Raw genomic sequence first — 26341 nt, forward strand, 5'->3', positions numbered from 1 at the left:
GCTGACCTGCACAGACGTGCAACGGAGTTACTCCGTATGCCAGCCTCTCAGCCGATCGACACCGCCGCGGTCGATTGGCCCAGCCGCCGCCGAGCCCGACGATCAGGCCACAGCGGCCGTCCGGCGAAGCCGGTGGTGTGGCACACCGGCCGCGCAGAGCTGCTCGGCGATCCCGCTCGACGGGTTGTGGACGAACACGGCGACGTCGTGGTCGTCGCCGAGGCCGCACGCGGCGGACACGGTGCCCGCGCTGATCGGGTCGAGACGCGACACCGCGGCCAGGTCGAGCACCAGCCGGGACGGCCGGACCTTCCGGAGGGTGTGCACGAGTACCTGCTGGAGCCGCACGGCATCGGCTGCGTCGATCCCGCCCACCGGCCGGATGATGACCGTCCCGTCGGACTCCGTGCGTACGTCGAGCGGAGGCGCATCCATTCCCTACACCCTTCGTTACCTTCTGTTCAGCTCCACGGCACCGATGCGACTGCATGTCGGCTGCGTCGATCGGATCGTCGGGCCCACCTTGATAACCCTCCAACGATCGGGAGAGCGCTTTCACCGGACGATGATCGGGTTGAGTCAGCTGGCTGGTCAGGTTGATGACAGGGCCGCGGCCTGGCTGTTCGTCCACATCCGACGAGGACGGCGAAGCGGTGCTCTCGCGTCCAGCCCCCGTGGTGCCGCATCCCGGCGTCGCCTCACGACGGTGGGAGGCCCACCGGAACGATCTCACGATGCCTCGTTACCAGACCGACATTCGCGAAACACCGGATGTCCAGTTGGTGAACGATAGGTTCTCGATCTTTCCGGCCGTCGGCCTCAGGTGCTCTGACCAGCACCGCGACCACATCACCGCCGAACCGGGCGGGAGTCCGCCTCGGGTAGGGACGACCCTCCGGACGACCTCGAACGAGTGACTCCCGGCCCGGCCGCGCCGCGTCGACCACGAAGAAAGGCCCGGGTTTCGAACCCGGGCCTTTCCGTGTGTGAATTGCAGGCAGTTCTACTGCCGGGTCCAGCTCCAGTCCTTGACCAGCACCTCGTGCTGCGGGCCCCACGTCGCCGTGGACCCCGGGTAGAGGGAGATCGCCTCAGCCTGCAGGCGCGCCGCGACCTCGGTGCCCCAACCATTCTTTGTCGTCTTGGAGTACGGCGCCGCGATCTGCGTGCCGTCGATGGTGAGTTCCACCCGCTGGCCGACCGGGTCCACGAGGAAGGAGACCTGGTGCCACGCCGTGTCCGGCTTCAGGTAGCTGGCCGCGGACCAGGAGGTGCCGGTCCACACCCGGATCTTGCCGAAGTTCGCGTCCCACGGGTTGAGCACCCACTGGAACGCGGTGCCGTAGTCGTACCGGGTGTTCGCGCCGTCCCAGACGAACAGTCCACCCTCGACGGTCTGGGCGTTGCGGGGGCCGCCGGACGTGGACGGCACGAACGGCATCTGGAAGGAGTAGCTGGCCTGGTGGACAACCGTCATCATGGACGCGCCCGTGACCGGCTTGTACGTGATGTTGTGCGCCATGATCCCGCGGTTGAGGATGTTGGAGCGCAGCCGGGAGTCGGTGCCGCGGTGCTCGGTGGTGATGTCGGCGGCGTTCACCGGCGCCTGGCCGGCAGCCGCGAAGACGCCGTCGCCGACGACGGTGGTCCAGCCGGCCAGGTCGGTGCCGGAGTCGGTGACCGGGTCGGCGGCCATGGCGGGCGTCGAGAGGGTCGTCGAGGCCGCCACGGCGAGGACCGCCGCGCCCGTGCCGAGCAGCGTGAGGAAACGTCGCCGGCCGTTCACGGCCGAGAGGTTCAGGTTAGGCATGGCCATCACATCGACTGGCGGCCCGGCACGCGAGAGATCCCGGCGCTGTGACCCTTCTCCCGGCGCTTACCCCTCATCGAGCGACCGGCCGTGACAGCAACGCTTGTTACGCGCTCGGGTCCCAGGCGATGAGCCCGTCGAGGATGCGGCGGTCGCCCTCCAGCTTCAGGGACTCCAACGGCAGACGTCCGTAGAAGAGCAGAACCAGGTCATTGGCCGTGCCCCAGACGGAGACGTCGGCCGTGTCCGGGTCCGCGCTGGCAGCGGGCGTGGCGAGGCGGGCGACCCGTGCGCCTTCGCCGGAAAGCCGAAGGCGGAAGGAGCGGCCCTCGGCGCCGTGGTAGTCGACGACACCGGGCTCGTGCGGCCAGGCGACGTCCGTCGAGCAGCAGGTGAACAGGAACTCCTCGACACCATCGACGGCGACCTCGTCCGGCAGCGGCTGCGGGGCACCCAGGGCGAGCTGGGCATCGTACGTGTGCACCGCGACCTCCTGAACCTGGTGCCGGGCGACGCCACCCGAGGTCTGCGGCGACTGCGAGTCGCCCCACCACGTCCAGCAACCACGGTCCGGGCCCGCCTCGCGCAGCGTGCTCGCCAGTTGCTCGATGGACTCGGTCAACCAGGCCAGGAGGGCGTCGCGTTCCCGCGGTGCGCCCGTGCCGTCGTCCCAGGCGGATGGGGCCGGAGGAGCCTCGGCAGGCCCTGCGGCGACGATCGCGGCCGCTTTGCGGCGGCCCAGGCCAAGGTGCTGCACGAGATCGAAGAGCGTCCACCCGGGGCAGGTCGGCACCGGCACGTCGAGGCTGGGTGCGGACGCGACCACGGCGCGAAATGCGGTCGACCGCTCGTCGATCAGCCGCAGCAGCTCGGGGAACTCGAGAATCTTTTCCACGGCGGCTGTCTACCATAGGGCTCCGTCGCCCGGACTGCGATTTCAGAGATTGACGCCGCGAGCGCACGGCACGTGGCTGCGCGCCTCGGAGGACTCGCGCGGTGAATCCATCAACGCGGCAATGCGCCGCAGTTCATCAGCTCGGATCGCTCTGGGCATATCGGTCGAGCGCAGCGGTCCACATCCGCGAGATCATGCGGGCCACGGGGCCGAGATGCAGCAGGAACAGCAGCGGCCGTTGCGAGATGCGGGCTCCCGTGGTGGTCCACTCGACGTGCAGCCGGCTGCCCTCCCCGCCTCCCGACATGATCCGTACGAAACCGTCGCCGCCTCCCCCATAGCTGCTCTCCACGACCGTCCAGCGGATCGCGGCGGCGTCGGACCAGTCGTAGCGAGCAACGACCCAGAAGGGTGATCCAGGAGTGCTTTCCCTGGCAACTGCCCAGGTATCACCCTGCTCGCGCAGCTCGTACTTCTTCGGGTCGAGCGTACGGTTCCAAATCTGCAGCCTGCGGTCGGAGAAGTCCGTGAGGGCGCGGCGCACCTGCTCGGGCGAAGCCTTCGTATCGACGTCGAATCGCATTCGACAATCCGAGCACACACACCGGCACGCATGATGGAGGACACAGCCCGGTCTGCGCCCGGCTCCATTTGACGCACGTCCTCGGACCCGATGCTCGATAGTGGTCTCACAAGGAGGAGCAGATCCCCGTGAGCCTTCAGCAGAGCCTGCTCGATCTCGCCGTCGTCACCCTGGTGGCCGCGCTGGCTCCGCTGATGGCGGGTCTGCTGTCCAGGTTCCTTGTGCCGCAGGTGGTGATCCTCATTGTCGGGGGGATCCTGATCGGGCCGCAGGTCTCGGGGTGGGTTCATCCGGACGACCTCGGGCTGATCGCCAACGTGGGCCTCGGGTTCCTCTTCCTGCTGGCGGGCTATGAACTCGAGCTCGGGCTCTTCCGCGAACGGGCGGGCGGGCTCGCGATCAGGTCATGGCTGGTGACAGCGCTGGTCGCCATCGTCGTGACCGGCGCCCTCGCGGCGGTCGGATTCGTCCGAGCGTTCGTGCCGATCGCGATCGGCCTGACCACGACCGCGCTGGGTACCCTCCTTCCGATCCTGCGCGACAACCATCTGCTCGGCGGCCGATTCGGGGCGCTCATCATGGCTGCCGGTGCGGTGGGTGAGTTTCTTCCGATCGTGGCCGTCGCGGTTTTCCTCAGCGCCAACGGCGCGTTCTTCGGCTTGATATCGCTGGTCGTCATCGCGGGGATCGCGTTGCTTTTCACATTGGTCCCGCGGCTGGTTCGCTACGAGAAGCTCAGGACGATCGTCGCCGAAGGCGAGCACGCAACCTCCCAGACCACACTTCGCTGGACCATGTTCCTGCTCCTGGCGCTCCTCGTGATCGCCGCGAGATTCGGGCTCGACGTGGTCCTCGGAGCCTTCCTCGCCGGTGTGGTGCTGCGTCGCTGGGCGCCGGGCGACGTACACGCCCTGGAAGCCAAGCTCGACGCCGTGGGCTATGGCTTCTTCATCCCGATCTTCTTCATCTGGTCGGGCATGAGACTCGACCTTCGGTCGATCATCGAGTCACCTGCGCGACTGCTCGTCTTCTTCGTACTGTTCCTCGTCGTCCGCGGAATGCCTGCGCTGCTGTTCTACCGGCGCGACTTGCCGATGCGCGGACGGGTCCAGATGATGCTGCTCACCGCGACGGCTCTACCGCTGCTCGTCGCGCTGGCCGAAATCGGTCTGGCATCGGGGACGATGCTGCCCGAGAATGCCGCTGCGCTCGTCGGGGCAGGGGTGCTCTCCGTCATCGTGTTCCCCGCTCTCGCCGTCAGGATCGCCCGATCGGGCCCGCGCGATCGACTCGTTCAGCGCTCGCGGCGCGACGTCGGCTGACACGGGATCGGATGATCCGCCGGGCGTGGAGATCAGCCAGCCGCCATGTCAGTTCCCCGTGCCGGTGTCGTTGGCGCCGCTGGTGGTTGGGCAGTCGCGCAGGGGGCTTCCGCCGAGCATGCCGGTGACGCGTTCGAGTGGATCGCCGATGGTGAGTCCGTGGTCGGTGATGTGGCAGGTGTGCATGGCCTGGTCGTGGCGGCTGCTGTGCATCTTGACCACGTTGAGGGCCCGGCCGAGTTCGGCGCAGTGTTCGATGTAGCGGAGCTGGATGACGTTGTGGAACAGGTACATGAGTCCGGCCAGGGGTTCTCCGATCGCGCCGAAGGTGTTGGTGGCGCTGGTGACCCAGAGGGAGGCGCTGGAGGCACGGACCACGCCGAGGATGCTGCGCAGGTAGGCGGGGAACCGTTCAGTTTCGCGGGCGGTGGCGGCCATCTCGGCCAGCCCGTCGATCACGACACGGGTTGTCGTGCCGTCGGTGAGGCGGTGCCGGACCACCGCCGCCAGGACGTCGAGTTCGAGTTCGCCGACCGGAACGTGGGAGACCATGAGCTGATCGCTGCCCCGGGCGGCGCTGAAGTCCCAGCCGTACCTACCCGCCATGGCGACGACTTCGCCGACGGTGTCCTGGAAGGTCATGTAGAGGCAGCGTTCGCCGCGGGCCAGGCCTTCGGCGATGAAGTTGAGACAGCCGACGGTCTTACCGACGCCGGAGGGGCCCAGCACGAGCGTGGCGTCCGAGTCCGGTATCCCGCCTGCCAACAACGGGTCCAGGCCGGCAATGCCGGTGGGGATCCGTCCGTCCTTGGGCGGCACGTCGTCGGGCAGGAGTGACTCGACGCGGGGATAGACCTGGAAGCCGTCGGAGGTGATCTGGGCGGTGTGGGCGCCGTTGAGGTGGATGGCACCGCGCATCTTGGCCACGCGCAGGGTGCGCCGGTCGACGGGTTCGCGGGGCTGATAGGTCAGGTGCACGATCGCGTCGGCCAGCGTGAAGTCCGCCCTGGTCTGCATCTCCTCTGTGGTGTATTCGCCCAGGAGCAGCAGCACGGCCCCACTGTGCGCGACGCGGCTGGTCAGGTCGTACAGGGCTGATCGCAGGGCATGGTCGCTGGAGAAGTCCCGCAGCATCTTCGTGCTGTCGATGACCATCAGCACCGGCTCTTCTTCGACGGACTTGCGGACCACCTCGCCAACCAACAGGCTGAGGTCGACGGCGCCGGGGCCGCGCAGCATGTCACCCAGGTGCACGTACTCCACCTCCGGTCCCAGTGCCTGCGGATCGAAGAACGCGAAGTCGCACAGGTGCTCCACGAGTTTGGAATGCGGCTCCGACAAGGTCGTGTAGTACACGGCCTTGTGCTCGACGGTGCCGCTGGCGAAACACATCTGCTGCGCCAGGATCGTCTTGCCGGACCCGGGCGGCCCGGCGAAGACAACCGTCGATCCCCGTTCCATGCCTCCGCCAAGGATCAGGTCCAGGTCCGCCAGCCCGGTCGACAGTCGTTTCACCGCCCATCACGTCCCTTCCGGAAGAGGTCGTCGACCGCCGCGAGCAACTCGGCACGCTGCCAGGGTTTGGCCAGCATGGCGTCGGCGCCGCGCGCGAGGTGCAGGTCCCCGGTGACCGCCAGGACCGGGATCGCCGCGGTTGCCGGGTCGGCCCGCAGCCGGCGGATGAATTCGACGCCGCCCATCACCGGCATCATCATGTCGGTGACCACCAGGTCCGGTGGCGACTCGTGCACGCAGGCCAGCGCGATGGCACCGTCACCGGCGTCGGTGACCTCGTGGCCCGCCGATGCGAGGACGTGCCGTAGCAGGAACCGCAGATCCGGCTCATCGTCGACCACGAGAATCCTGCCCATCGATGCCACCCGTTCATCAAGGCCGCGCCTCTGGGAAGTCGATTCCCGCCACCGGGCCGACAAAACAGCATCACAGCGGCTTTCGTTCTCGCTGGAGGATCCTCCCCGACCCCGAGCAAATTAGTACGGGTGTACTAAGGCTCCCGAACCGGCCCCCGCGTGTATGGCGAGCAGTGCGCCTGCCCGTGACCCTCTCCGGGGGCGGATGACGTCGCCCCGATGCTCCGCGTCGGCTGTCGTCATGCCATCCCGAGATGCTTCAGGAGCCTGTAGGGTGCCGCCGTGACTGCGTCCGTGCCCACCGACGGCCTCGTTGAGGCGCTCATGGGTTGCGCCCGCCGGGCCACGCTGCCGTTCCAGGAGGCGGAGCGGCCGCGCCATTTCGGGACGGCGTTCTGGTACAACCATCTGATCCAGGCGACTCCCCGGCGGGACATCTTCACGCAGTACCTGATCACGGCCGAGGCGCTCACCACCTTCGATCTCGCCACCTTCACCGTCCGTCCCGAGTTGGGAGATCCCGCTCCCAGCGCCGACATCCTGGCCATCGCCGACTTCCGAACGGCGTGGACGCGCCTGCCCGAGCTGGGCATCGCCCTCATGCCGGCGGCCATGCTGCACGCCTACGCCGACCGCAAGGGCTGGCGGTGGAACACCCACGAGATCACCGATGGGCTGGCGGCCCGGGAATCCGACATCGCGACGATCGGGCGTACGCCGGTCGAGGCGTACGTGCTCGGTCACGATGTCGGGGAAGGGCAGGAGCGTGAGCAGGGCCTTGCCGTCGGCGCCGTGGTCCTGGACGGCCGTGGACGCCTGCGGTGGAACGCCCGGATGCCCGTGGGCTGCGTCGGTGCGCCGGTGTTCATCAGCGTTCCGGTCGGTGGCGGGCAGTACCGGCTGGTGTGCCTGGGCGTCGTCCTGCCGGGCGAGAGTGACAACGAGATCACGCCGTTCGACCGGATTCGCACAGCTGTCGCCGCCATTACCCCGCGACCTTCCCGCTGGTGGAAACGGCGGAAGAGCTGAGTCCAGCGTCTCTGTGATTGCGGGACGCCGCGAGTGCGGGCCGACTTCCCCCATTGTCACGGATGCCGCCGGAACCCATCAGCTGGGCCGCACGACCAATCGTGGGCATCGATGAGTGGGACCTCTGGCAAGCATCGCCGGGACCTCTGGCGGCAGTCACCGTGCCCACCGGCCCGTTCGCCGTCAGAGCCGTCGCCCCACCCCGGCGCCTGCCGATCGTGAGGAATGCCGGGCGACGGTCGCCTGGCCGCACGGACAGGAACATCCCCCATGAAGACACGTAAGCCGATAGTCGTCGCGCTACTGCTCGCCCCGTTGGTGGCGATCACCGGGTGCACGGAAGTCCCGAAGTCGAAGCAGACGCTGAAGAAGCACACGATCACGTACAAGGTCAGCCACTCCATGGCGGGCGAGCCGCTCGAGATTGAGTACGGCTACGAGACGAAGAAGGGCAAGCAGTACAAATACGAGTCCGGAACGTCGGCCCACACATGGCACAAGAAGCGCAAGACGAAGAAGCAGCGGATCACCTACGTCCGCATGGATGTGACCTCGAACGACATCGACGACCGGGTCACCTGCGAGATCGTCTTCGACGGCAAGACGCTGGTCCGCAAGAGCGACACGTATTTCGTCTCCTGCTAGGCCCGCACCGCCATCGTTCGGGGGCCCGGACCCGTGCAGGAATGCCTTGAGCCGGGGGTGCGCCACCCGCCCGGCTCAAGGGGGATGCGGGAACTCAGGCGCCGGAGGCGGAGAGCCAGGCGTGGGTGCGAAGCCTGCGGGATGAGCTTGAACCGGCCACCGTCCACACCCCTCGACCGCGCCGCGAGGTCGTCGTCACCCGCTTCGCCGGGAAGTGCACCTTCCACGGCCCGAACAGTGCGTCGATTGCCGCACGGGTGCGCTCCTCGCTGGCGGGCATGAGGTGGGTGTAGGTCAGGAGTGTGAAGCCGGGGTCGGGCGTGCCCGAGGTACGCGGCCAGGGCCTTGATGGTCTCCCCCGCATTAACGGCCCGCTCCGCGGGCCGCTCGCGCCGCCCGGCAGGTCCGGGCCAAGTCCCGCCCGGGCGCCGGCGGCTGTCGCCTCTGGCGCCGGGGTTGCAGCCCTGGGGCAGGCATGATTCGGATACGAAGAAGCCCCGAAACGCCAAGTCACGGCAGCTCCGGGGCTTCGCACATTCGAGGCCGTAAGTTCGGTCCAGCGCGGGCAGCACCCTCCCCGCCCTCCGTCTGAGGCCAGCCCAACCGGGGGTTGAACCAGGGCGTTCCCCGCTGGCCGGCATCCCGATTCGCGAAGATTTGCGGTTCGGAAAATAGCTGGCCGCGGTCCGGAGATCGCGGTCTCTCAAGCATTCTTTCTGCCAGGCGCTCGGAGTTGGTCCTCGCCCAGAGGACGCCGATCTTGATGCCGACCTTTGTGCCGATCCTGATGTCGAACCTCACAGATGCATTACGGATCCGGGTCAGATGATCCGTAACAGGTGCGGCTAGACGATCTCGTGGATGGTGATGTTGCCCCTTTCGACTGGCCGGTCCGCTCTCTGGAGGTACCCGGTTCGTGCAGTCGTCGGCTCCCGCTCGGCGGGCTGGCCGGCGCGGCGACAGTCATCCGCGCTGGGTGATGACGCCAGCAGCCGACTGGAAGAGGATCGGCAAGCGGTGCACCCTTGCGACGCCCGATGCTGCGGTGCACGTCGGCCGCAAGGCCACGAAAGGCCGTCTCGACGGGACGCGTGAGGAGATGTGATGGCTGCCGTGGAACGTTCTCGAAGTGTGCTGCCCATTCCGGAACACAAGCACGTCGGCGTCACGACCTACGACGCCAAGGACCCCGATACCAATTTCCCGCCGATCCTGCCGCTGCGGCCGCCGCCGGGTGCGCCGAATGTGCTGGTCATCCTGCTGGATGATGTGGGCTTCGGCGCGTCGAGCGCGTTTGGTGGTCCCTCGTCGAATCCGGTGGCAGAACGCCTGGCTGCTGGCGGCCTCAAGTTCACCAGGTTCCACACCACCGCCTTGTGCTCGCCGACGCGGGCCGCACTGCTGAGTGGCCGTAACCACCATTCAGTGGGGATGGGCGGCATCACTGAGATCGCCACGTCGGCTCCTGGGTACAGCTCGGTGCGCCCCGACGACTGCGCTCCGCTGGCCGAGGTTCTAAAGCTGAACGGTTACAGCACCGCACAGTTCGGAAAGTGCCACGAGATCCCGGTGTGGGAGACCAGCCCAATGGGGCCGTTCTACCGGTGGCCGACCGGCAGCGGATTCGAATATTTCTACGGGTTCCTCGGCGGGGAGACCAACCAGTTCTACCCGGCCATCTATGAGGGCACGACCCCAGTGGAGCAGGACAGGCTCCCTGAGGCGGGGTACCACTTCACCGAGGACATGACCGACCGGGCCATCAGCTGGGTCCACCAGCAGAAGGCGCTCATGCCTGACAAGCCGTTCTTTGTGTACTTCGCGCCAGGCGCCACTCACGCCCCGCACCAGGTACCCCCCGAATGGCTCGACCGGTACCGGGGCCGGTTCGACGCCGGGTGGGACGCGCTGCGGGAGGAGACCTTCGCCCGGCAGAAAGAACTAGGCGTGATCCCTGCCGACGCGGAACTGACCGCCCGGCCCGAGGAGGTCCCCGCATGGCAGGACATGGACGACGCGCTCAAACCGGTGCTGGCCCGCCAGATGGAGATATACGCGGCGTTCCTCGAACACACCGACTTCCACATCGGCCGCCTCGTCGACGCGCTGGCCAACCTGGGCGTGCTCGACGACACTCTGGTCTACTACATCATCGGTGACAATGGCGCCAGCGCCGAGGGAACACCCAACGGCACCTTCAACGAGCTGATTTCGCTCAACGGCGCGGCCAGGCTCGAAACGCCCGCGTTGATGTCCGCGCATATCGACGAATTCGGGACGCCGACCGCCTACAACCACTACGCCGTGTCCTGGGCGCACTGCATGTGCACCCCCTACCAGTGGACGAAACAGGTGGCGTCCCATTTCGGTGGCACCCGCAACCCGGCCATCGTGCACTGGCCCAACGGGTTCACCGTCCGCGGCGAGACGCGCACCCAATTCCACCACGTCATCGACGTTGCCCCCACCATTTTGGAGGCCGCGGGTCTGCCCGCACCCGACTTCGTCCACGGCACCCGACAGCGCCCCCTGGAGGGGCTGTCCATGCGGTACTGCTTCGACGATCCGGCCGCTGCCGAGCGCCGGGAAACCCAGTACTTCGAGATGTTCTGCAACCGGGGCATCTACCACAAGGGATGGACAGCGGTAACCCGGCACAGCACCCCGTGGATGTTCGACGCCACACTCCCCGCATTCGACGACGACGTGTGGGAGCTGTACGACACCACCAACGACTGGACCCAGGCCCATGACCTGGCCGCGCAGATGCCCGACAAGCTTCGCGATCTACAGCGCCTCTTCCTGATCGAGGCTACGAAGTACAACGTTCTTCCCCTCGACGACCGGCGAGTCGAACGGCTCAACGCCGACATGGCCGGACGACCGAACCTCATCACCGGCCCATCCCAAATCCTCTACAAGCACATGGGCCGGCTGTCCGAGGGCTCGGTCATCAACCTGAAGAACAAGTCCCACACGGTGACCGCTGAAATCGAGGTCGGTCAGCAGCCGGCGAACGGGGTCGTTGTCGCCCAGGGCGGTGCGTTCGGCGGATGGGTTCTCTACGCCAAAGACGGCGCCCCCCGGTACTGCTACAACCTGTTCGGCCTGGCCCGGTACACCGTCGCTGGCGACACCCAGCTGACCCCCGGAACCCACCGGCTGCGCATGGATTTTGCCTACGACGGCGGCGGCCTGGGCAAAGGCGGCGCCGTGCTACTCATCCTGGACGGCGCAAAAATTGGCGAAGGCCGAGTCGATGCCACCGTCCCGATGGCTTTCTCCGCAGACGAGACCGCCAACCTTGGCATAGACCACGGATCCGCGGTGAGCGACGACTACACCGCGGAGGCCAACAGCTTCACCGGCACGGTCAACTGGGTACGGCTTGACATCGGCGGTGACAGCCAGGACCACCTGATCACACCAGAAGATCGCATACGAGCCGCCATGGTGCGCCAGTAGCCGACCAGCAACCAAGTATCCGGTCGGGGACATCGAGCACGGCCGCCGCCGTATTCATCCACGCTCAACCTCAGCAGCACCCGGCGGAGTGTTACGCGTCATGTGGAGCCGATCTGTAACACGTCAAGCGGAGTCAGACACGTGTCCGGGCGCGACCGGGTGACAACTTTCCATGTTTCTTCAAGGGCGGCCCTCCGGGGCCGCCGCGCGGGCCGATCCTGCCGGCCGTCCGCGCCTAAGGCCTCCGGCCACGGCGCGGACCGGCAGCGGCCACCGCGACACCGGCGGACACGCCGAAGCCTCGAATCTCTCACCGAGAGCTCCGAGGCTTATCGGATCGACCGTACGGCTAGCGCCAAGATCCCCTCTCGGCCGTAGCGAGCCCTCGGGCAGCCTGGGCAAGATTGCTCATGTGGCCCCACATCGCGATCCCTCGGACACCCCGTGGGACTGGGCGCTGTTTGTCTGGGGCAGCTTGTTTGCGAGCGTCGTGCTCACTTGCTTCTACGCGATGGCCCATTGGCTCTTCGAGGTTGGGCCACGCTGGTTCCACGGACTTTGGCACGGCTGGGTACTTGTAGCCGCCGTTCTTCTGGGACACCGTCTGCGGCACCGACGACGACGCCGACACGCCACCCAAAAGACCCCAGCCTCCGGCGGGTAGGGCCTCCGGCCCTACGACCCGGTAGAAGCCTCCGGCGGCCAGGGCTTCCAGCCCTGGACCCGGGCGACTCCGGGATGGCCAGGACCGGCGGCACCCCGCCACACACCGTAGGCAACCAGACCGCGCCCGGCTGGGCCAGGTCGTACGTCCGGCGGGGCGCTCCACCTGGCCCAGCCGGGCGCGGCCCGGCCGAGCGAAGCTTGCGCGACGGGATGCCACTACAGCCGAATGAGTGGCCGGCCCATGCCAATCAAGATCGTTCCTGGGCCGTCTCTGGGCCGTCTGGGCCGTGGCTGGGCCGTCAAACGACCACCAATCTTGACCAACGACGACTAGTACTGACGTATGAAACGCCAGCTCAAGGAGGATGGACACCACCCTCACCAGGAGGGCGGCGGACGAGTCGGCCTGTACGCCGGATTCTGTGACCGGCGACCTCGCGGTCGCCGGCGGCGGTCATCCATCTCGGCCTGCCGTCGCCGACAGGCTCATGCGGCCTACCCGCAGGCTCGGGCGAGCAGCCCTCGAACGCCTGCGCCGGCCACCGCCTCGCGGCCGTGGCCTTGCTTGGCCTTGCTCCGGGTGGGGTTTACCGAGCCACCCCGGTCACCCGGGGTGCTGGTGGGCTCTTACCCCACCGTTTCACCCTTACCGGCGCGTGCCGAGGCACGGCCGGCGGTCTGTTTTCTGTGGCACTGTCCCGCGGGTCACCCCGGGTTGCCGTTAACAACCACCCTGCTCTGCGGAGTCCGGACGTTCCTCGGCGGCACCCGTGAAGGCGCCGACGCGACCGCCCAGCCGACTCGTCCGTCGCCCGGCCATGGTAGCCGGGTCGGAATCAGGGCGCGGGTGGCGGCCCGTACATTCGGACGGGTCATGGATCTCGCACATGTTCTCCTCCTTGTCGTCGCCGGTCTGGCCGCGGGAACGGTGAACGCGATCGCCGGGGGCGGTTCGCTGATCACCTTCCCGAGTCTGCTGGCGGCGGGCCTGCCGCCGGTGGCGGCCAACGTGACGAACTCGGTCGCCGTCTGCCCGGGGTACGTCTCCAGCGTGGTGGGCAGCCGCGCCGACCTGGCGGGGCAGGGGCACCGCCTGCGGGCGATGGTGCCGACCTGCCTGGTCGGCGCGGTGGCCGGGTGTGCGCTGTTGCTGGCGACCCCGGCGCGGGCGTTCGAGCTGGTGGTGCCGTTCCTGGTGCTGGCGGCGGCCGCGACGCTGGCGTTCCAGAATCGGCTGCGGGCTCTGGTGGGGCATCCGCGGGCGCTGTCGCGGCGCCGCCGGGCGGTCACCTTGCAGGTCGTCGTCTTCGCCGGTTCCGTGTACGGCGGTTACTTCGGCGCGGCGCTGGGTGTGATGCTGGTGGCGGCGCTGGCCCTGGTGCTGGACGAGACCCTGAACCGGATCAACGCACTCAAGAACGTGCTGTCCGCGTCGATCGGCCTGGTCACGATCGTGGTCTTCGCGATCTTCGGCCCGGTGCACTGGGGTGCGGTGCTCATCGTGGCACCGGCCACGATCGTGGGAGGGTACGCGGGCGCCCGGCTCGCCCGCCGCCTCCCGGCCGCGGTACTCCGCATCGTGATCGTCTCGTTCGGCACCGCGATCGGTCTGTACCTGCTGGTGCGGGCATTCACAGCCTGAGCGGGCCAAGCGGGAAAGGGGCGAGCGCCGCGCCCCCGTGGTCGCGGCGCTCGCCAAGGGAACGGGTCAGGTCGAGGAGCCGACGGCCTCCGGCGTGACCCGGGCCTTCTCCAGGCGAGGGTCTCCCTCGTCGGCGAAGTAGTCGTCGGCGACGGTGCCGTCCACCCCGTCCGGTGTCCTGGCGGCTCGCAGGATCAGCGTGGCCACGACCGCGACGAGCAGGTTGACGAGTACCGCCACGAGTCCGACGTAGATGGTGCGCTTGGTGTCGAAGCCGAACTCGGACACGGGGAACGCGGAGCCGCCGAAGTGCTTGCGGCCGGTGGCGGCGTTCGGGATCTGGTACAGCATCCACATGCCCAGGCCCATGCCGGCGGCCCAGCCAGCGATCAGGCCGCCGCGGTGGAACCACCGGGTGTAGAGGCCGAGCCCGACCGCCGGCAGGGTCTGCAGGATGATGACGCCGCCGATGAGCTGCAGGTCGATGGAGAACTGGGGGTCGAGGAAGAGGATGAACGCGACCGCGCCGATCTTCACCACCAGCGAGGTGATCTTCGAGACGTGCGCCTCCTGCGCGGGGGTGGCGTCGCGGCGCAGGTACTCCTTGTAGATGTTGCGGGTGAACAGGTTCGCCGCGGCGATGGACATGATCGCGGCGGGCACGAGCGCGCCGATGCCGATGGCGGCGAACGCGATCCCCGCGAACCACGACGGGAACTGCTGGTCGAACAGCAGCGGCACGACCGTGTTGCTGTCCACGGTGCCCGCTCGCGAGCCCGGCAACGGTTTCACCCCGGCGGAGATGGCCATGTAGCCGAGCAGCGCGATCAGCCCCAGCAGCAGGCTGTACGCGGGCAGCGCGGACATGTTCCGCTTGATGACGGTGCGGTTGCGGCTGGCCAGTACCCCGGTGACGCTGTGCGGGTAGAGGAACAGCGCGAGCGCCGAGCCCAGCGCCAGCGTCACGTACTGAAGCTGATTGTTGGCGTTGAGCAGGATGCCGTCGTTCGGATTCGGTGAGGCGGTGAACTTGGCGTCGGCCGCGTCGAAGATGTGGCCCCACCCGCCGAGCTTGTACGGCAGGTACAGCACCGCCACGATGATCACCAGATAGATCAGCGTGTCCTTGACGAACGCGATCAGCGCCGGCGCCCGCAGCCCTGACTGGTACGTGTACGCGGCGAGGATCGCGAACGCCACGATGATCGGCGCGTGCCGGGCGAGCCAGCCCTCCCCGGTCACCCCCATCGCCTTGAGCACCGCCTCGATGCCGACGAGCTGCAGCGCGATATACGGCATCGTGGCGACGATCCCGGTGATCGCCACGAGCAGGGCGAGGGTGGGTGAGCCGAACCTGGTCCGGACGAAGTCGGCAGGGGTGACGAACCCGTGCCGGTGCGACACCGACCAGAGCCGGATCAGCACCAGGAAGACCATCGGGTAGATGATCACCGTGTACGGCACGGCGAAGAACCCGGCAGCCCCGGCGCCGAAGATCAGCGCGGGCACCGCCACGAACGTGTACGCGGTGTACAGGTCGCCGCCGATGAGGAACCAGGTGATCCAGGCGCCGAAGCTGCGCCCGCCGAGTCCCCACTCGTCGAGATGCAGCATGTCCTGCGGCGCCCGCCACCGCGCCGCCACGAAGCCCATGCCGCTGACCAGGAGAAAGAGGGCCGTGAAGATCACGATCTCGGTGATGTGGTCGCGCACGCCGGTCACCTCCGCTTCGTCATGCGGTAGACGACCGTGGTGGTCGCGACGCCGACGATGATGAAGGAGAGCTGGATCCAGTAGAAGGCCGGAAAGCCCCAGAGCCGAGGCGCGTCCCGGTTGTACAGCGGGGTGATCAGGGGCAGCACGATCGGGATGAGCAGCAACCAGTTCCAGGGGCTGTGATCGGTGCGCCGGGCGGGCCCCGCGTCGGCGGCGGGTGCGGGCTCAGCGGGCTCGGCCATGAGCCGTACCTCCTCATCGGAGTGCGGTGACCGCGGGTCACGGTCTCCATTCAGGAGGTTAACGAGCGACGGTGCCGGGCCCGATCATCGTGCGCCCAACGGCCGGCGTGGTGCGCCGAGCGGCACACCACGCCAGCGATGCATCATCCGTTCAGGACCGGCCCGGTGACCACAGTCCTGCCGCGACGGCCCTGGTCAGCGACGCGTGGGCGTCGTCGCCGTCGAGCGACCACATCATCGCGCCGCCGAGTCCGGCGCCCCGGATGTACGCGGTCTTCTGCAGGACCTGCGCGGGATCGTCGTATGTCCAGAACGTGGTGCCGTCGAACAGCCAGGAGTTTCCGGCCCGCCAGTCCCGGTACACCCGGTATCCCTTACCGGGCAGTGTCGCCAGCGTCTTGAAGTCCTCGGTCCCCGCGGCGAAGACGCCCGGTGCGGGCCCGCTGGCGGGCTGGAAGCGCCCGTCGCCGCCGCCGGTGACCCCGGTCCAGCCCTGGCCGTAGTACGGGATGCCGAGCACGAGTTCGCGGCGCGGCGCCCCGGCCGCCACCCAGGCGTTGATCGCGTTCTGGGCGGAGAAGTCTGGGTTGTCCGGCGCCCCGGCGGGCACCCGTAGCGCCGACTGCTGGTTGGTGACGGTCTCCCACGAGCCGTGGAAGTCGTAGCCCTGCACGGTGCCGAAGTCCAGGGACTTGAAGATCTCCGTACCCTCGAAGCCCGCGGCGATCTTGGCGGGCGAGGCCGGCAGGAACGCGGTCAGGTCGTAGTGCCGGTGTGCGCCGCGGCCGAGCCGGTCGAGCTGGGCCCGGAACTCGGCGGCCAGCAGCGTGAAGTTCTGCTTGTCCTCGGGCCGGATCACGTTGCCGGTGTTGCCCGGGGAACCCGGCCACTCCCAGTCGAGGTCGATGCCGTCGATGATGCCCGTTGCCACGCCAGGGGCCAGGCCGGGCAGATTACCGCGCAGCCACAGGTCCACGCAGGACGCGACGAACTTCTGCCGGCTCGCCGGGTCGAGCGCGGCGTCCGAGAAGTACGTCGAGCCGCTCCACCCGCCGAGCGAGATGAGCACGTGCAGCCCCGGGTGCTTCGCCTTCAGCTCGGCGAGCTGGTTCAGGTTGCCGGCCAGCGGCTGGCCGGGCACGTCGGCGACGCCGTCGACGCTGAGTTCGGCGGGGAACGACGTACCCCAGTCGGCCCACGGGTCGGCCGAGGCGCAGAGGCCGTCCGCGGTGACCGTGCCGAAGGCGTAGTTGAGGTGGGTGAGGCGGGCCGCGGCACCGGACGCCTCGACCTTGCTGAGCTGGAAGTTGCGGCCGTAGATGCTCCACTGGGTGAAGTAGCCGACCTTGTGGTATGCCTGCCTGCCGTGTGCCTGCGCCGGGGCGGGTGCGGCCGCGCCGACGGTCAGGACGGCGGCGGCCACGGCGGCGAGGCGGCGGGAGAATCCGCGCATGGGCCCTCCAGGGCGGGAGAATCAGGAACTGTGAACAAACTTTCCTGATCGATGAAGTTAACCCTCCCCGCAGGACCGGTCAATACGCGTCAGCGCAGGTGAGCGGTCTCGTTGACCGACCGTACCGCGATGCCGCCGTCGGGCCAGGTGTCCACGACGGAGACACCGGCCGCGTCCAGGAACAGGCGGTGCAGGAACGTGTCGCCCGCGGCCAGCGCATCGCGCAGGATGAGCTTGATCGGCGAGACGTGCGAGACCACCACGACCGCCGACGACGGATACGTCTGCAGCAGCGTCGCCATCGCCCCGCGCACCCGCTTCGCCACCGCCTGGAACGACTCCCCGCCCGGCGGGGCCACACTCGTGGACTTCAGCCACGCCGCCAGCTCCACCGGCCAGCGCTGCTGCACCTCGGCGAAGGTCATCCCCTCCCACTGCCCGAAGTCGCACTCGATCAGGTCCGGCAGCACGGTCACCGTGACCCCGCCCAGCTCGGCGGCGATCAGCTCGGCGGTGCGCACGCACCGGGCCAGCGGGGAGCAGACGACCGCGACCACGTCCCGGCTGATGCCCGCCACCCGGGCGCCCGCGGCCATGGCCTGCGCCTCGCCCTCGTCGGTCAGGGGCACGTCACCCCGGCCGGAGTACCGGCCCTGGGCGGTCAGCGGGGTCTCGCCGTGGCGCACCAGGATCATCCGGGTCGCGTCGTCCAGCGACGGCGGCGCCCACGACGCAGTCGCGACCTCCGGTTCAGGCTCGCGTTCAGGCACCGGCCCGACGTCGCGGACCGAGCCGACGTCGGGGACCGGCTTGCCCGCGGCCTCGTCCATGGCCCGGTTGGCCAGCGCGTCGGCCGCCCGGTTGCGCTCGCGCGGAATCCACTCGAAGGTCACCTCGGCGAACCGGCTCACCAGCCCGGCGGCCTCGGCCGCCAGCGGGCGCAGGCCCGGGTTCTTGATCTGCCACCGGCCGGACATCTGCTCGACCACCAACTTCGAGTCCATCCGTACGGCGACGTGCGTGGCGCTCAGTTCGGCGGCGGCGCGCAGCCCGGCGATCAGGCCGGAGTACTCCGCCACGTTGTTGGTGGCGGTGCCCAGCGCACCGGAGCGTTCCAGCAGGATCTCGTCGGTGGCCGCCTCCCGCACCACGGCACCGAACCCGGCCGGGCCGGGATTGCCCCGCGCGCCCCCGTCCGCCTCGACGACGACCCGCAATTCCCTGGTCACAGTGCTGATGGCTCGCTCCCTCGTGCGGCGCTGACCGGCGACGTCTTCCCTCCGCTGCGCTGCGGTCCAGACGCCGCCGCGCCAACTCGGTCGCTCACAGGCCGGATTCCGAGGTGCGGACCATGATGCGGCGGCACTCCTCGCACCGCACCACGTCGTCGGCCGGGGCGGCCTTCACCCGCGCCAGGTCGGCGCCGTACAGCTCGATGCGGCAGCCGCCGCACCGGCCGGAGCGGACGAGCGCGGCGCCCAGGCCCGAGTCCTCGCGGATCTTGTCGTACAGCGACAGCAGGTCGGCGGGCAGGTCGGCCGCCAGCGGGCCGCGCGACGAGCTCTTGAACTCCTGCTCCTTGGCGATGTCCGCGTACGCCTCGTCGCGGCGCCCCTCGGCCGCCGCGCGGCGCTCCCCCGCCTCGGTCAGCCGCCGCAGAACGTCGTTCAGGGTCTGCTCGGCGGCCTCACGCTGCTCCATCAGCTCCAGCTCGGCGTCCTCCAGCTCGGACTGGCGCCGGTTGAGGGTGGCCAGCTCGTGCTGCAGGCCCTCGATCTCGCGCAGCGCACCGCCCGCGTCGAGCCGCTGCTGGTCGCGGTCCTTGCGCACCCGGACCTGCTCGATGTCCTTCTCGTAGCGGGAGATGTCGCGGTCCAGGTCGTCGACCGCGACCTGGGCGCGGACCCGCTCGTCCTCCAGGGCGGACAGCTCCCTGGCGACCGCGTCGAGTTCGGCCAGCTCCGGCAGCGTGCGCTTGCGGTGGGCGAGCTGGGCCAGGGCGGTGTCGATGGCTTGCAGGTCGAGCAGGCGGCGCTGGGCTTCCGGGGCGGCCTTCACGTGCGGGACTCCTTTTCCGTTGGGCTGGCCGCGTGGACGGTCCAGGGGTCGGTGTCGAGGTCGGACACGAGGGTGTCGACGCCGAGGTCGGCGCGCAGCCAAGCGGCCAGTTCGTCGAGCCACGGCCGCTCGCTGGCCCAGTGGGCGACGTCGAGCAGCGCGGGCCCACCCGCGGCGAGGTGTTCGCTGGCGGGGTGGTGCCGCAGATCGGCACAGAGGTACGCGTCGACGCCCGCGGCCGTGGCGGCGCCGAGAAGCCCGTCGCCCGCCCCGCCGCAGACCGCGACCGTACGGATCGGGCGGTCCGGGTCCCCGGCGGCGCGCACGCCGGCCGCGGTCGGCGGCAGGCGGTCGGCCGCGAGGGCCGCGAACCGCGCGAGGGTGACCGGCTCGGCCAGCTCGCCCACCCGCCCGATGCCCCGGCCCTCGCCCGCGGCGGCGCCCTCGGCGGGCACCAGCGGGCGCAGCGCGGTCAGTTCGAGCCGGGCGGCCAGGGCGTCCGAGACGCCCGGATTCGCCACGTCGGCGTTGGTGTGTGCCACGTACAGGGCCACGTCGGCTTTGATCAGCCGGTGCACGATGCGGCCCTTGTACGTGTCGGGGGCGACCGAGGACACCCCCCGCAGCAGCAGGGGGTGGTGGGCCACGATCAGGTCGGCGCGCGCGTCGACGGCCTGCTCGACCGTCTCCGGTACGCAGTCGACGACGCACAGCACCCGGCGTACGGGGGCGTCGAATTCGCCGAGCACGAGCCCGACCCGGTCCCACTGCTCTACCCAGGCGCGCGGATACCGCCCGTCGAGGGCGGCCACCACCTCCCGGACGGTGGGCACAGGGTCGGTCGTCACGGGCGCTAACTCTATCTGGCTACGACAGCGCCCCCGGTTCGACTCGGCTGTCACTGGCGAACGGGTTGCTGACCGCCTGCAACGCACGCCGCCACGGGAACTGGCCGCGGAACCGGTCGGTCTGGCCCGGGCCGCCCAGGCGCATCACGTCGTCGCCGTACAGCACGCGGACACCCCAGTCGCGCAGCTTCGCGAGGCTCTCGTGCAGCGACGGGTGCAGGGCCATGACCTTGTTCGTGTACGGCACCACCACGGTGGGCACGCCGAAGCCGTACCCCTCCACGAGCAGGCCCAGCACCAGCGTGTCCGTGATGCCGGCCGCCCATTTGTTGACGGTGTTCACCGTCGCGGGTGCGACGATCATGGCGTCCGCGGGCGGGAGCACATCGTGATCGCCGGGGTTCTTGTAATAGGTACGTACCGGATGTCCGGTCTGCGCCTGCAGTGCTCCCACGTCGACGAACTTGCGCCCGTCGGGCGTGGTGATGACACACACCTCCCAGCCGTCACGCTGGGCGAGATCGACGAGAACGCCCACGTCGCGGGCGATGGGTGAGCCGCACACCAGCACGTACAGCACCCCGGACGAGGATTCCCCGATCACCGAGAGACCCACCTCATACGCCGACTCCCATCTGTTCTGCCAGCTCCGCGATGGAGGCCGGCGGGGTGCCCCGGGTGCGCCGGAGCACGTCCGAAAGAACCTCGTGCGCCAGCGGACGGCACCGGATCTCGGACGGCGCCAGGCGGTCCCCTTCCAGCAACATCTCACTGGCCTTCTCGACGTCGCCGATCTGCGTGTAACCGCGGGCGATGTCGAGGTAATGGTGTGCCCGCCGTTCGGGCAGCATGGCCGCGAAGGACTCCATGTCGAGCCGCTCGTGCGTCTCGACCGCCTTGCCGCCCTCACCCAGCTCCACCGCGGCCGCGGCCCGGTGCAGCTCCACATTGGTCGGGCCGAAGCACGTCCAGTAGTAGTTGTAGTCGCCCCCGAGCTTCGCCGCCGCCGCCTCCGCGCCGCTGACCAGGTCCCGGACTGTGGCGTGGTCGCCGATCCGGGCCGCGGCCATCGCACCGGTGAGCAGCAGCAGGCCGTACACGGACAGGCGCTCGGGACTCGACGTGTCGGACGTGGGCGCGAGCCGGTTGGCGATGTTGACGTTCACCTCCAGCGCGGAACGCACCCGGCCCAGCGACAGCAGCGCCATGCCGACCCGGTGGCTGGCCATGCCCGCCAGCAGCTGGTCGCCGGCCCGTTGCGAGACCGCGATGGAGCGGTCCGCCGCCAGCCAGGACAACTCGTGCTCGCCGACCTTGCGCAGCGCGGACGACGCGATCTGGTACACCTGCCCGAGCAGGTGCGCGGCGTCGCGGGCGTCCGGCCCCGTCGCGTACGCGCTGTCCGCGGCCTGCGCGTCGCGCAGCAGCTGCGGCAGCTTGCGGGCCAGCACCCCGTACTTGGCGTGCTGGTAGGTCAGCCAGGCATGGCTGACCGCCTTGCGCATCTCCGACAAGGGCGGCGAATGCGGCACGGCCTGGAAGAACGCGCTCATCTGGTCGTAGCGCTCCAGCGCCGCGCGGATCTCCTCGACCTCTACCTGGTCTATGCAGTTCTGTGTCTCGGGACGTCGCTCCACGTCCTTGCCCAGCAGCAGCTGAACGTCCACTTGGAGCACGTCGGCGATCTCATATACGACCGAGAACTTGTCGAGTCGGCGGACCCCCCGCTCCACCTTGTCGACCCAGCTCTTGGACTTGCCCAACCGGTCCGCGAAGACCTGCTGGGACATCTTGCGTCGGCCGCGCCAATAGGCGACGCGGCGGCCGATCGGCAGCTCGTCCACGGTGCCTCCCCAACTCATCCGGCGACCCCTGCCGGTGAGCAACCGGTGTGTCGTCTGCAGTCTGAATCCCAGGTCCCCGTGCTGGTCGCACAGGGTGTGTGATCGCCTGCCCACCGCTGCTCGTAGTTTCTCATGCAACTTGCAATGGGTGAATCTGCTCGAACCAACGATGCGTGTCGCGCTTGGTGACGGCACCCCCGCCTGCTATAGGGACGGCGAGTCGGAGAATCGGGGTTTTCGAACCATGCAGTGGAAAACGCAGCACCCAGTCGTCCCGGTACGCCTTGCCGAGCGACTCGGCGTGGAACGTCTGCGGCTGCGGCGCGCCGCCCGGCGGTACGCCGCACACGGCTGGGCGGTGACGCCCGGCGCCTGCCTGACCGGCGACCGCTTCGCCTGCGGCCGGGCGGGCTGCCCGATCATGGGCTGCCATCCCGCCCTGGAGTCCTGGGAGGACGATGCCAGCACCGATCGGGCGCGGGTGAACGACTGGTGGCGGCACCGGCCGTACACGGTGCTGCTGGCGACCGGCGTGAGCTACGACGTCGTCGACGTGCCCGCGGCCCTCGGGCTGCGCGCCCTCGGCGCGGCCCGGCTGCACGCTGGCGTGCTCGGCCTCGAACACGCCGACGGCCGGGGCCCGGTCGCAGTCACCCCGGCGGGCCGCTGGATGTTCTTCGTCCGGCCCGGCACCCCGCTGCGCCCGGAACTCGACGCGTGCCTCGACATCGTGCGCCACGGCCGGGGGTCGTGGGTGCCCGCGGCGCCCAGCCGGATGCCGGAGGGCCCCGTCCACTGGGCGGTCGGCCCCGAGGAGGTCCACTGGCGACTGCCCGCCGCGGAGGCCGTCCAGACCATGCTCTGCGACGCGCTGGTGGCGCTGCGGCGCCGGGCCGACCCGGCGTGCCGACCGCACGGAACCGGGCAGATCCTCAGCGTGCCGCGGCAGTTGTCCACCTCGCGCCGCGCGGGATAAGTCGAGGCGCGCACCGCCGAGTCGCCCGCTGTCAACCCGATCGTCTGGGTGGACGGCGGACGGTTCGCGGGCATGAGCGGGGGCACACATGTCGAACTCAACGTAGCGACATCCCCGAGCAGGGTCGAGTCACTCGATGGAATGAAACAACTTCACCGAATTGGACAGTGGCGCGAGGATCTCCGGTCGACTATCGGCCGCCCCGGTGATGCCGGCCGATCAGACCCAGGTGGCCAGTTCGCGGTACGCCTCGACGACCGCCGCCGTACGCTCGGCCAGCTCCGGACCGGCCTCGGACGGCCCGGTCGCACCCACCGCGGCCAGCCGGCTGATCGCCAGCTCCGCGTCGCGGGCGGTCCGGCCGACCTGCTGTTCGCGCAGCAGGGTCTCCCCCGTGTGCGCGGCGGCGGCGATGCTGCGCAGCATCCGGTTGGCGGTCAGGCCGGTGTCGCGCCACAGCTCCTCCACCCGGCTCCGCTGCGCGGCCAGCGCCTCCGCGGCCGGGCTGCCGTGCGGCAACTCCATGCGGGCGGCCTCGATCAGCTCGTCACGCAGGACGCGGATCTCCTGCCGGCGCGCCAGCAGCGCGGCCAGCTGTTCGAGCCCGCGGGCCAGGGTCCGGTCGGCGTCCACCGGGTCGATCAGTGCGCGCAGGTCGGGCCAGGTACGCCGGATCCGGTGCGAGACCGCCACGGCCCGCTCGTACGCGATCCGTTCCTCCCGGGCCAGCAGCACGTGGGCCTGGTCGTTGCGGGGCGTCGCCAGCACACCGGCGCGGGCGGCCCGGGCCTGCACCCAGCCGACCACCACCAGCCCGGCGATCGAGGCGAGGGCGGGCAGCTGCCAGGCGATGCCGAACGCGTTCAGCACGACGCAGCCGACCAGCAGCCCGAGGCCGAGCTGCCACAGGACCGCGACGCGGCTCTCCCGGCTGCGGCCGCTGGGCGCCGCCGGCACGACTTCGATCACGGATCCATGCTGGGTACGGTGGGCGCGGCCGGTACGCATCCGCAGCCGCTGCGGCGACACGACGACCTTCTCGGCGTCGATCCCGATGTGCAACTCGCCGGCAACCCGCGCGCTCGCGCCGGGCCGGCCGGGGGTCTCGCCTCCCGGCAATTCGGCGGTGCGCTCGGTCATCCCGTACCCCTCTTCGACCTTGGGCGGGCCCACGCGCCGAGGGGGTACGCCCGGGCCCGCCCGCCTGCGGTGTGATCCGCAGGCGCCATTCGAATCGGGAGCGCGCGGGGCTACCTGAGCCCGGACGGGGTGCAGCCCGGGTGCGACGGTGATCAGGCCCCTGTCCGCATCGACTCGGGCCGCTAGGCTGCCCGGATGGACGGGGTGGATGTGGTGCTGCGCAAGTACGACGGCCGACCCCATCGGCGGGTCACCACGGTCCACCTCGGCGAGGACCGGCACGGCACCTGGCTGGGCACCCCGATGGGCACGATCGTGACCTACAGCTACGGCGGCAAGCCGGCGGCACCGACCCGGCACAACGCGGTGCGGCTCGTGCCCCACGACCGGTGGTGGTGTGCCGTGTTCTTCGCCGCGCCCAACCACCTGGACGTGTACTGCGACATCACCGTCCCGGCGCGCTGGGACGGTCCGTCCGAGGTCACCCTCATCGACCTGGACCTGGATCTCGTCCGGTACCGCGACGGCCGGGTCGAGCTGGACGACGCCGACGAGTTCGTCACGAACACCGCCGCGTTCGGCTACCCCGCCGAGGTGGTGACGCAGGCGCAGGCCGCGGCGGCCGGCCTGCACGCCGACCTGACCGCGGGCGCGGAACCCTTCGGCACCGACTACCGCGCCTGGCTGGAGAAGCTGTGACCGAGGTCGAGGTCTGACCGGCGAGCTGGATCTTGTTGAGGTTCGGTGCGGAGCTGACCTGAAATCATCAACTTTCGGCGCTGCCCGCAGCGGCACCGTCAGGTGGTGCGTTCCGGCACGGGTTGTATGGCGCGGATGCCGCGGCTCACGGTGGCGGCGACCGCCGCTCCGGCGACGGTCAAGGAAAACACGATGACCGCGACGGCGCTGCCCCAGCCCGCGATCAGCACGCCCGCCAGCAACGGCGCCGCGGCCGAGGCGAAGCTGGTGGCGAAGAAGATCACGCTGACCACGCGGCCCTGCAGGCGGTCCGGGGTGATCGACGCCTGGTGACCGAACAGCGCCGCGTTGCAGGCCGGGCCGAGGAAGACCGCGAGCGCGACCGGCACCGCGGCGGCGATGCTGCTGGTCAGCAGCGCGCAGGTGGACATCAGGAAGGCCGCGAACCAGCAGATCCCGCGGATCAGTACGGGCAGCCGCATACGCCGTTGCAGCGCGGGCGCGGCGAACGCGCCGAGCAGGCCGCCGACCGCGACGACGGTCTGCACCGAGCCGATCAGTGCGGGTGCGACACCGTGCCGCTGCAACGTCACGATGATGGTGAAGATGATCGCGTCGATCGCCAGGTTGAGCGGGGCGGCGATCAGCAGGATGGCCCGCAGGAACGGGTTGGCGTACACGAACCGCAGCCCCTCCGCCATGGCCGCCGCGTGCCCGCCGCGGGTCCGGTCGAGCGTCTCCTGCAAGGGTTTGCGCAGCAGCAGCACACCGCCCAGCGAGGCCAGGTGAGCGAGCGAGTTGCAGAGGAACGGCAGGGCCCGACCGATGCCGAACAGCAGCCCGCCCAGTGGCGGCCCGGCCAGTGAGGTGGCGTACGTGCGGGCCTCGTTACGGGCGATCGCGGCGGGCAGCTGGGTGCCCGGCACGAGGTTGCGCAGCGCGGACTGCTCGGCCGTACGGAAGATCGAGGAACTCATCGTGCCGATCACCGCGACGATCACGACCAGCGTCAGTGACGTCGCGCCGCGCAGCACCGCCAGCCCGAGCGTGAGGTAGGCCAGGACGCTGACGGCGTCGCAGGCCAGCATGGCCCGGCGGCGGTCGATCCGGTCGACCAGCACCCCGGCGGGCAGCCGGCAGGCCAGCGCGGCGACCAGGCCGATCGTGCCGACCAGGCCGGCCTGCACCGGCGAGTGGGTCAGGGACAGGACCAGCAACGGTACGGCGAGGGCGGAGGTGGCGGAGCCCAGGTCCGATAACGACTGACTGACCCAGAGAAGGGTGAATTCCCGGTTGCGCCACAGATTCTGCGGTGCGTCCGTCATGTCTCGACTCTCCCGGCGCCCGCCACACCGGGTCAAGCACGCATCGACGTTAAGTGATGGATCTCCGGTTGTCCATGCTCACCACGGCGGTGCAAGATGCACGACGCGGGTC

Annotated in this window: 23 protein-coding genes and 1 other RNA gene; 7 read left to right on the forward strand and 17 right to left on the reverse strand. The window is 69.5% G+C overall.

Features of this window, described 5'->3' with window-relative positions; translation table 11 throughout:
• Window positions 1–102 precede the first annotated feature (102 nt).
• The 4 genes from ACMCNN_RS21975 to ACMCNN_RS21990 all read right to left on the reverse strand — a co-directional run bounded on the left by ACMCNN_RS21975 (window position 103) and on the right by ACMCNN_RS21990 (window position 3288).
• A complete protein-coding gene (locus ACMCNN_RS21975) occupies window positions 103–435 on the reverse strand; it encodes an STAS domain-containing protein (RefSeq protein ID WP_412742402.1) in 333 nt (110 codons plus the stop codon).
• 568 nt (window positions 436–1003) lie between these two features.
• Entirely contained in the window at window positions 1004–1810 is an 807-nt protein-coding gene (locus tag ACMCNN_RS21980; RefSeq protein ID WP_412742403.1) for a hypothetical protein, read from the reverse strand.
• A gap of 106 nt (window positions 1811–1916) precedes the next feature.
• Window positions 1917–2705 carry a maleylpyruvate isomerase family mycothiol-dependent enzyme gene (locus ACMCNN_RS21985; protein ID WP_412742404.1) on the reverse strand — a complete coding sequence of 263 codons (789 nt, stop codon included), beginning with the start codon at window positions 2703–2705 and terminating at the stop codon, window positions 1917–1919.
• 136 nt (window positions 2706–2841) lie between these two features.
• Window positions 2842–3288: a hypothetical protein gene (locus tag ACMCNN_RS21990; protein ID WP_412742405.1), complete on the reverse strand. Its 447-nt coding sequence runs from the start codon at window positions 3286–3288 to the stop codon at window positions 2842–2844.
• A gap of 128 nt (window positions 3289–3416) precedes the next feature.
• On the opposite strand from ACMCNN_RS21990, the gene ACMCNN_RS21995 reads away from it, so the two are divergent.
• Window positions 3417–4610 carry a cation:proton antiporter gene (locus tag ACMCNN_RS21995; protein ID WP_412742406.1) on the forward strand — a complete coding sequence of 398 codons (1194 nt, stop codon included), beginning with the start codon at window positions 3417–3419 and terminating at the stop codon, window positions 4608–4610.
• Window positions 4611–4658: 48 nt separating this feature from the next.
• Here the strand turns inward: ACMCNN_RS21995 and ACMCNN_RS22000 are convergent, their stop codons facing one another.
• Together ACMCNN_RS22000 and ACMCNN_RS22005 are read right to left on the reverse strand one after the other, a co-directional pair.
• A complete protein-coding gene (locus tag ACMCNN_RS22000; protein WP_412742407.1) occupies window positions 4659–6125 on the reverse strand; it encodes an RAD55 family ATPase in 1467 nt (488 codons plus the stop codon).
• Window positions 6122–6481: a response regulator gene (locus ACMCNN_RS22005; RefSeq protein WP_412742408.1), complete on the reverse strand. Its 360-nt coding sequence runs from the start codon at window positions 6479–6481 to the stop codon at window positions 6122–6124. The genes ACMCNN_RS22000 and ACMCNN_RS22005 overlap by 4 nt, the downstream gene beginning before the upstream one ends.
• Window positions 6482–6763: 282 nt before the next feature.
• Here ACMCNN_RS22005 and ACMCNN_RS22010 point away from each other — a divergent pair, with 282 nt between their 5' ends.
• The 3 genes from ACMCNN_RS22010 to ACMCNN_RS22020 all read left to right on the forward strand — a co-directional run bounded on the left by ACMCNN_RS22010 (window position 6764) and on the right by ACMCNN_RS22020 (window position 11620).
• Window positions 6764–7510, forward strand: a complete 747-nt coding sequence (locus tag ACMCNN_RS22010; RefSeq protein WP_412742409.1) for a hypothetical protein — start codon at window positions 6764–6766, stop codon at window positions 7508–7510.
• Window positions 7511–7780: 270 nt separating this feature from the next.
• Window positions 7781–8155, forward strand: a complete 375-nt coding sequence (locus ACMCNN_RS22015; RefSeq protein ID WP_412742410.1) for a hypothetical protein — start codon at window positions 7781–7783, stop codon at window positions 8153–8155.
• Window positions 8156–9259: 1104 nt separating this feature from the next.
• On the forward strand, window positions 9260–11620 hold the full coding sequence (locus tag ACMCNN_RS22020; RefSeq protein ID WP_412742411.1) for an arylsulfatase: 2361 nt from the start codon (window positions 9260–9262) through the stop codon (window positions 11618–11620).
• 1059 nt (window positions 11621–12679) lie between these two features.
• On the opposite strand, the gene rnpB is transcribed toward ACMCNN_RS22020, so the two are convergent.
• Window positions 12680–13090, reverse strand: an RNA gene (gene rnpB, locus ACMCNN_RS22025) — RNase P RNA component class A.
• A 70-nt stretch (window positions 13091–13160) separates the two neighbouring features.
• Here rnpB and ACMCNN_RS22030 point away from each other — a divergent pair.
• On the forward strand, window positions 13161–13928 hold the full coding sequence (locus ACMCNN_RS22030) for a sulfite exporter TauE/SafE family protein (RefSeq protein WP_412742412.1): 768 nt from the start codon (window positions 13161–13163) through the stop codon (window positions 13926–13928).
• 66 nt (window positions 13929–13994) lie between these two features.
• Here the strand turns inward: ACMCNN_RS22030 and mctP are convergent, their stop codons facing one another.
• The 8 genes from mctP to ACMCNN_RS22070 all read right to left on the reverse strand — a co-directional run bounded on the left by mctP (window position 13995) and on the right by ACMCNN_RS22070 (window position 22089).
• Window positions 13995–15641 (reverse strand): monocarboxylate uptake permease MctP, encoded by a 1647-nt coding sequence (gene mctP / locus ACMCNN_RS22035; RefSeq protein ID WP_412742413.1) that lies wholly within the window; start codon window positions 15639–15641, stop codon window positions 13995–13997.
• Window positions 15642–15646: 5 nt separating this feature from the next.
• Window positions 15647–15886, reverse strand: coding sequence for a DUF3311 domain-containing protein (locus ACMCNN_RS22040; protein WP_412742414.1), 240 nt, complete (start codon window positions 15884–15886; stop codon window positions 15647–15649).
• A gap of 151 nt (window positions 15887–16037) precedes the next feature.
• On the reverse strand, window positions 16038–17339 hold the full coding sequence (locus ACMCNN_RS22045; protein ID WP_412742415.1) for a glycoside hydrolase family 18 protein: 1302 nt from the start codon (window positions 17337–17339) through the stop codon (window positions 16038–16040).
• An 89-nt stretch (window positions 17340–17428) separates the two neighbouring features.
• Window positions 17429–18568 (reverse strand): bifunctional RNase H/acid phosphatase, encoded by a 1140-nt coding sequence (locus ACMCNN_RS22050; RefSeq protein ID WP_412742416.1) that lies wholly within the window; start codon window positions 18566–18568, stop codon window positions 17429–17431.
• A gap of 94 nt (window positions 18569–18662) precedes the next feature.
• A complete protein-coding gene (locus ACMCNN_RS22055) occupies window positions 18663–19397 on the reverse strand; it encodes a zinc ribbon domain-containing protein (protein ID WP_412742417.1) in 735 nt (244 codons plus the stop codon).
• A complete protein-coding gene (locus ACMCNN_RS22060; RefSeq protein ID WP_412742418.1) occupies window positions 19394–20245 on the reverse strand; it encodes a Nif3-like dinuclear metal center hexameric protein in 852 nt (283 codons plus the stop codon). Before ACMCNN_RS22060 ends, ACMCNN_RS22055 begins: the two co-directional genes overlap by 4 nt.
• 19 nt (window positions 20246–20264) lie before the next feature.
• On the reverse strand, window positions 20265–20849 hold the full coding sequence (locus ACMCNN_RS22065; protein ID WP_130511353.1) for a flavoprotein: 585 nt from the start codon (window positions 20847–20849) through the stop codon (window positions 20265–20267).
• Window positions 20850–20862: 13 nt separating this feature from the next.
• Window positions 20863–22089, reverse strand: a complete 1227-nt coding sequence (locus ACMCNN_RS22070) for a helix-turn-helix domain-containing protein (protein WP_412742419.1) — start codon at window positions 22087–22089, stop codon at window positions 20863–20865.
• A gap of 244 nt (window positions 22090–22333) precedes the next feature.
• On the opposite strand from ACMCNN_RS22070, the gene ACMCNN_RS22075 reads away from it, so the two are divergent.
• The gene (locus ACMCNN_RS22075; protein ID WP_412742420.1) at window positions 22334–23065 is read left to right on the forward strand and encodes a bifunctional DNA primase/polymerase; all 732 of its coding nucleotides are present in this window, start codon (window positions 22334–22336) and stop codon (window positions 23063–23065) included.
• A gap of 219 nt (window positions 23066–23284) precedes the next feature.
• On the opposite strand, the gene ACMCNN_RS22080 is transcribed toward ACMCNN_RS22075, so the two are convergent.
• Window positions 23285–24205, reverse strand: coding sequence for a hypothetical protein (locus ACMCNN_RS22080; protein ID WP_412742421.1), 921 nt, complete (start codon window positions 24203–24205; stop codon window positions 23285–23287).
• A 195-nt stretch (window positions 24206–24400) separates the two neighbouring features.
• Between ACMCNN_RS22080 and ACMCNN_RS22085 the strand changes: the two genes are divergently transcribed.
• Window positions 24401–24904 carry a DUF402 domain-containing protein gene (locus ACMCNN_RS22085; RefSeq protein ID WP_412742422.1) on the forward strand — a complete coding sequence of 168 codons (504 nt, stop codon included), beginning with the start codon at window positions 24401–24403 and terminating at the stop codon, window positions 24902–24904.
• Between the two features lie 98 nt (window positions 24905–25002).
• On the opposite strand, the gene ACMCNN_RS22090 is transcribed toward ACMCNN_RS22085, so the two are convergent.
• On the reverse strand, window positions 25003–26229 hold the full coding sequence (locus ACMCNN_RS22090; protein ID WP_412742423.1) for an MFS transporter: 1227 nt from the start codon (window positions 26227–26229) through the stop codon (window positions 25003–25005).
• Window positions 26230–26341 lie beyond the last annotated feature (112 nt).

The sequence above is a fragment of the Krasilnikovia sp. MM14-A1004 genome (genome assembly GCF_047159485.1).
Classification (GTDB): domain Bacteria; phylum Actinomycetota; class Actinomycetes; order Mycobacteriales; family Micromonosporaceae; genus Actinoplanes.

What these genes read in the sequence shown, in the direction of transcription:
- ACMCNN_RS21975 (WP_412742402.1), bottom strand. Translation starts at nt 435, where the DNA reads ATGGATGCGCCTCCGCTCGACGTACGCACGGAGTCCGACGGGACGGTC.
- ACMCNN_RS21980 (WP_412742403.1), bottom strand. Translation starts at nt 1,810, where the DNA reads ATGCCTAACCTGAACCTCTCGGCCGTGAACGGCCGGCGACGTTTCCTC.
- ACMCNN_RS21990 (WP_412742405.1), bottom strand. Translation starts at nt 3,288, where the DNA reads ATGCGATTCGACGTCGATACGAAGGCTTCGCCCGAGCAGGTGCGCCGC.
- ACMCNN_RS22005 (WP_412742408.1), bottom strand. Translation starts at nt 6,481, where the DNA reads ATGGGCAGGATTCTCGTGGTCGACGATGAGCCGGATCTGCGGTTCCTG.
- ACMCNN_RS22015 (WP_412742410.1), top strand. Translation starts at nt 7,781, where the DNA reads ATGAAGACACGTAAGCCGATAGTCGTCGCGCTACTGCTCGCCCCGTTG.
- ACMCNN_RS22020 (WP_412742411.1), top strand. Translation starts at nt 9,260, where the DNA reads ATGGCTGCCGTGGAACGTTCTCGAAGTGTGCTGCCCATTCCGGAACAC.
- ACMCNN_RS22030 (WP_412742412.1), top strand. Translation starts at nt 13,161, where the DNA reads ATGGATCTCGCACATGTTCTCCTCCTTGTCGTCGCCGGTCTGGCCGCG.
- ACMCNN_RS22040 (WP_412742414.1), bottom strand. Translation starts at nt 15,886, where the DNA reads ATGGCCGAGCCCGCTGAGCCCGCACCCGCCGCCGACGCGGGGCCCGCC.
- ACMCNN_RS22045 (WP_412742415.1), bottom strand. Translation starts at nt 17,339, where the DNA reads ATGCGCGGATTCTCCCGCCGCCTCGCCGCCGTGGCCGCCGCCGTCCTG.
- ACMCNN_RS22075 (WP_412742420.1), top strand. Translation starts at nt 22,334, where the DNA reads ATGCAGTGGAAAACGCAGCACCCAGTCGTCCCGGTACGCCTTGCCGAG.
- ACMCNN_RS22080 (WP_412742421.1), bottom strand. Translation starts at nt 24,205, where the DNA reads ATGACCGAGCGCACCGCCGAATTGCCGGGAGGCGAGACCCCCGGCCGG.
- ACMCNN_RS22085 (WP_412742422.1), top strand. Translation starts at nt 24,401, where the DNA reads ATGGACGGGGTGGATGTGGTGCTGCGCAAGTACGACGGCCGACCCCAT.
- ACMCNN_RS22090 (WP_412742423.1), bottom strand. Translation starts at nt 26,229, where the DNA reads ATGACGGACGCACCGCAGAATCTGTGGCGCAACCGGGAATTCACCCTT.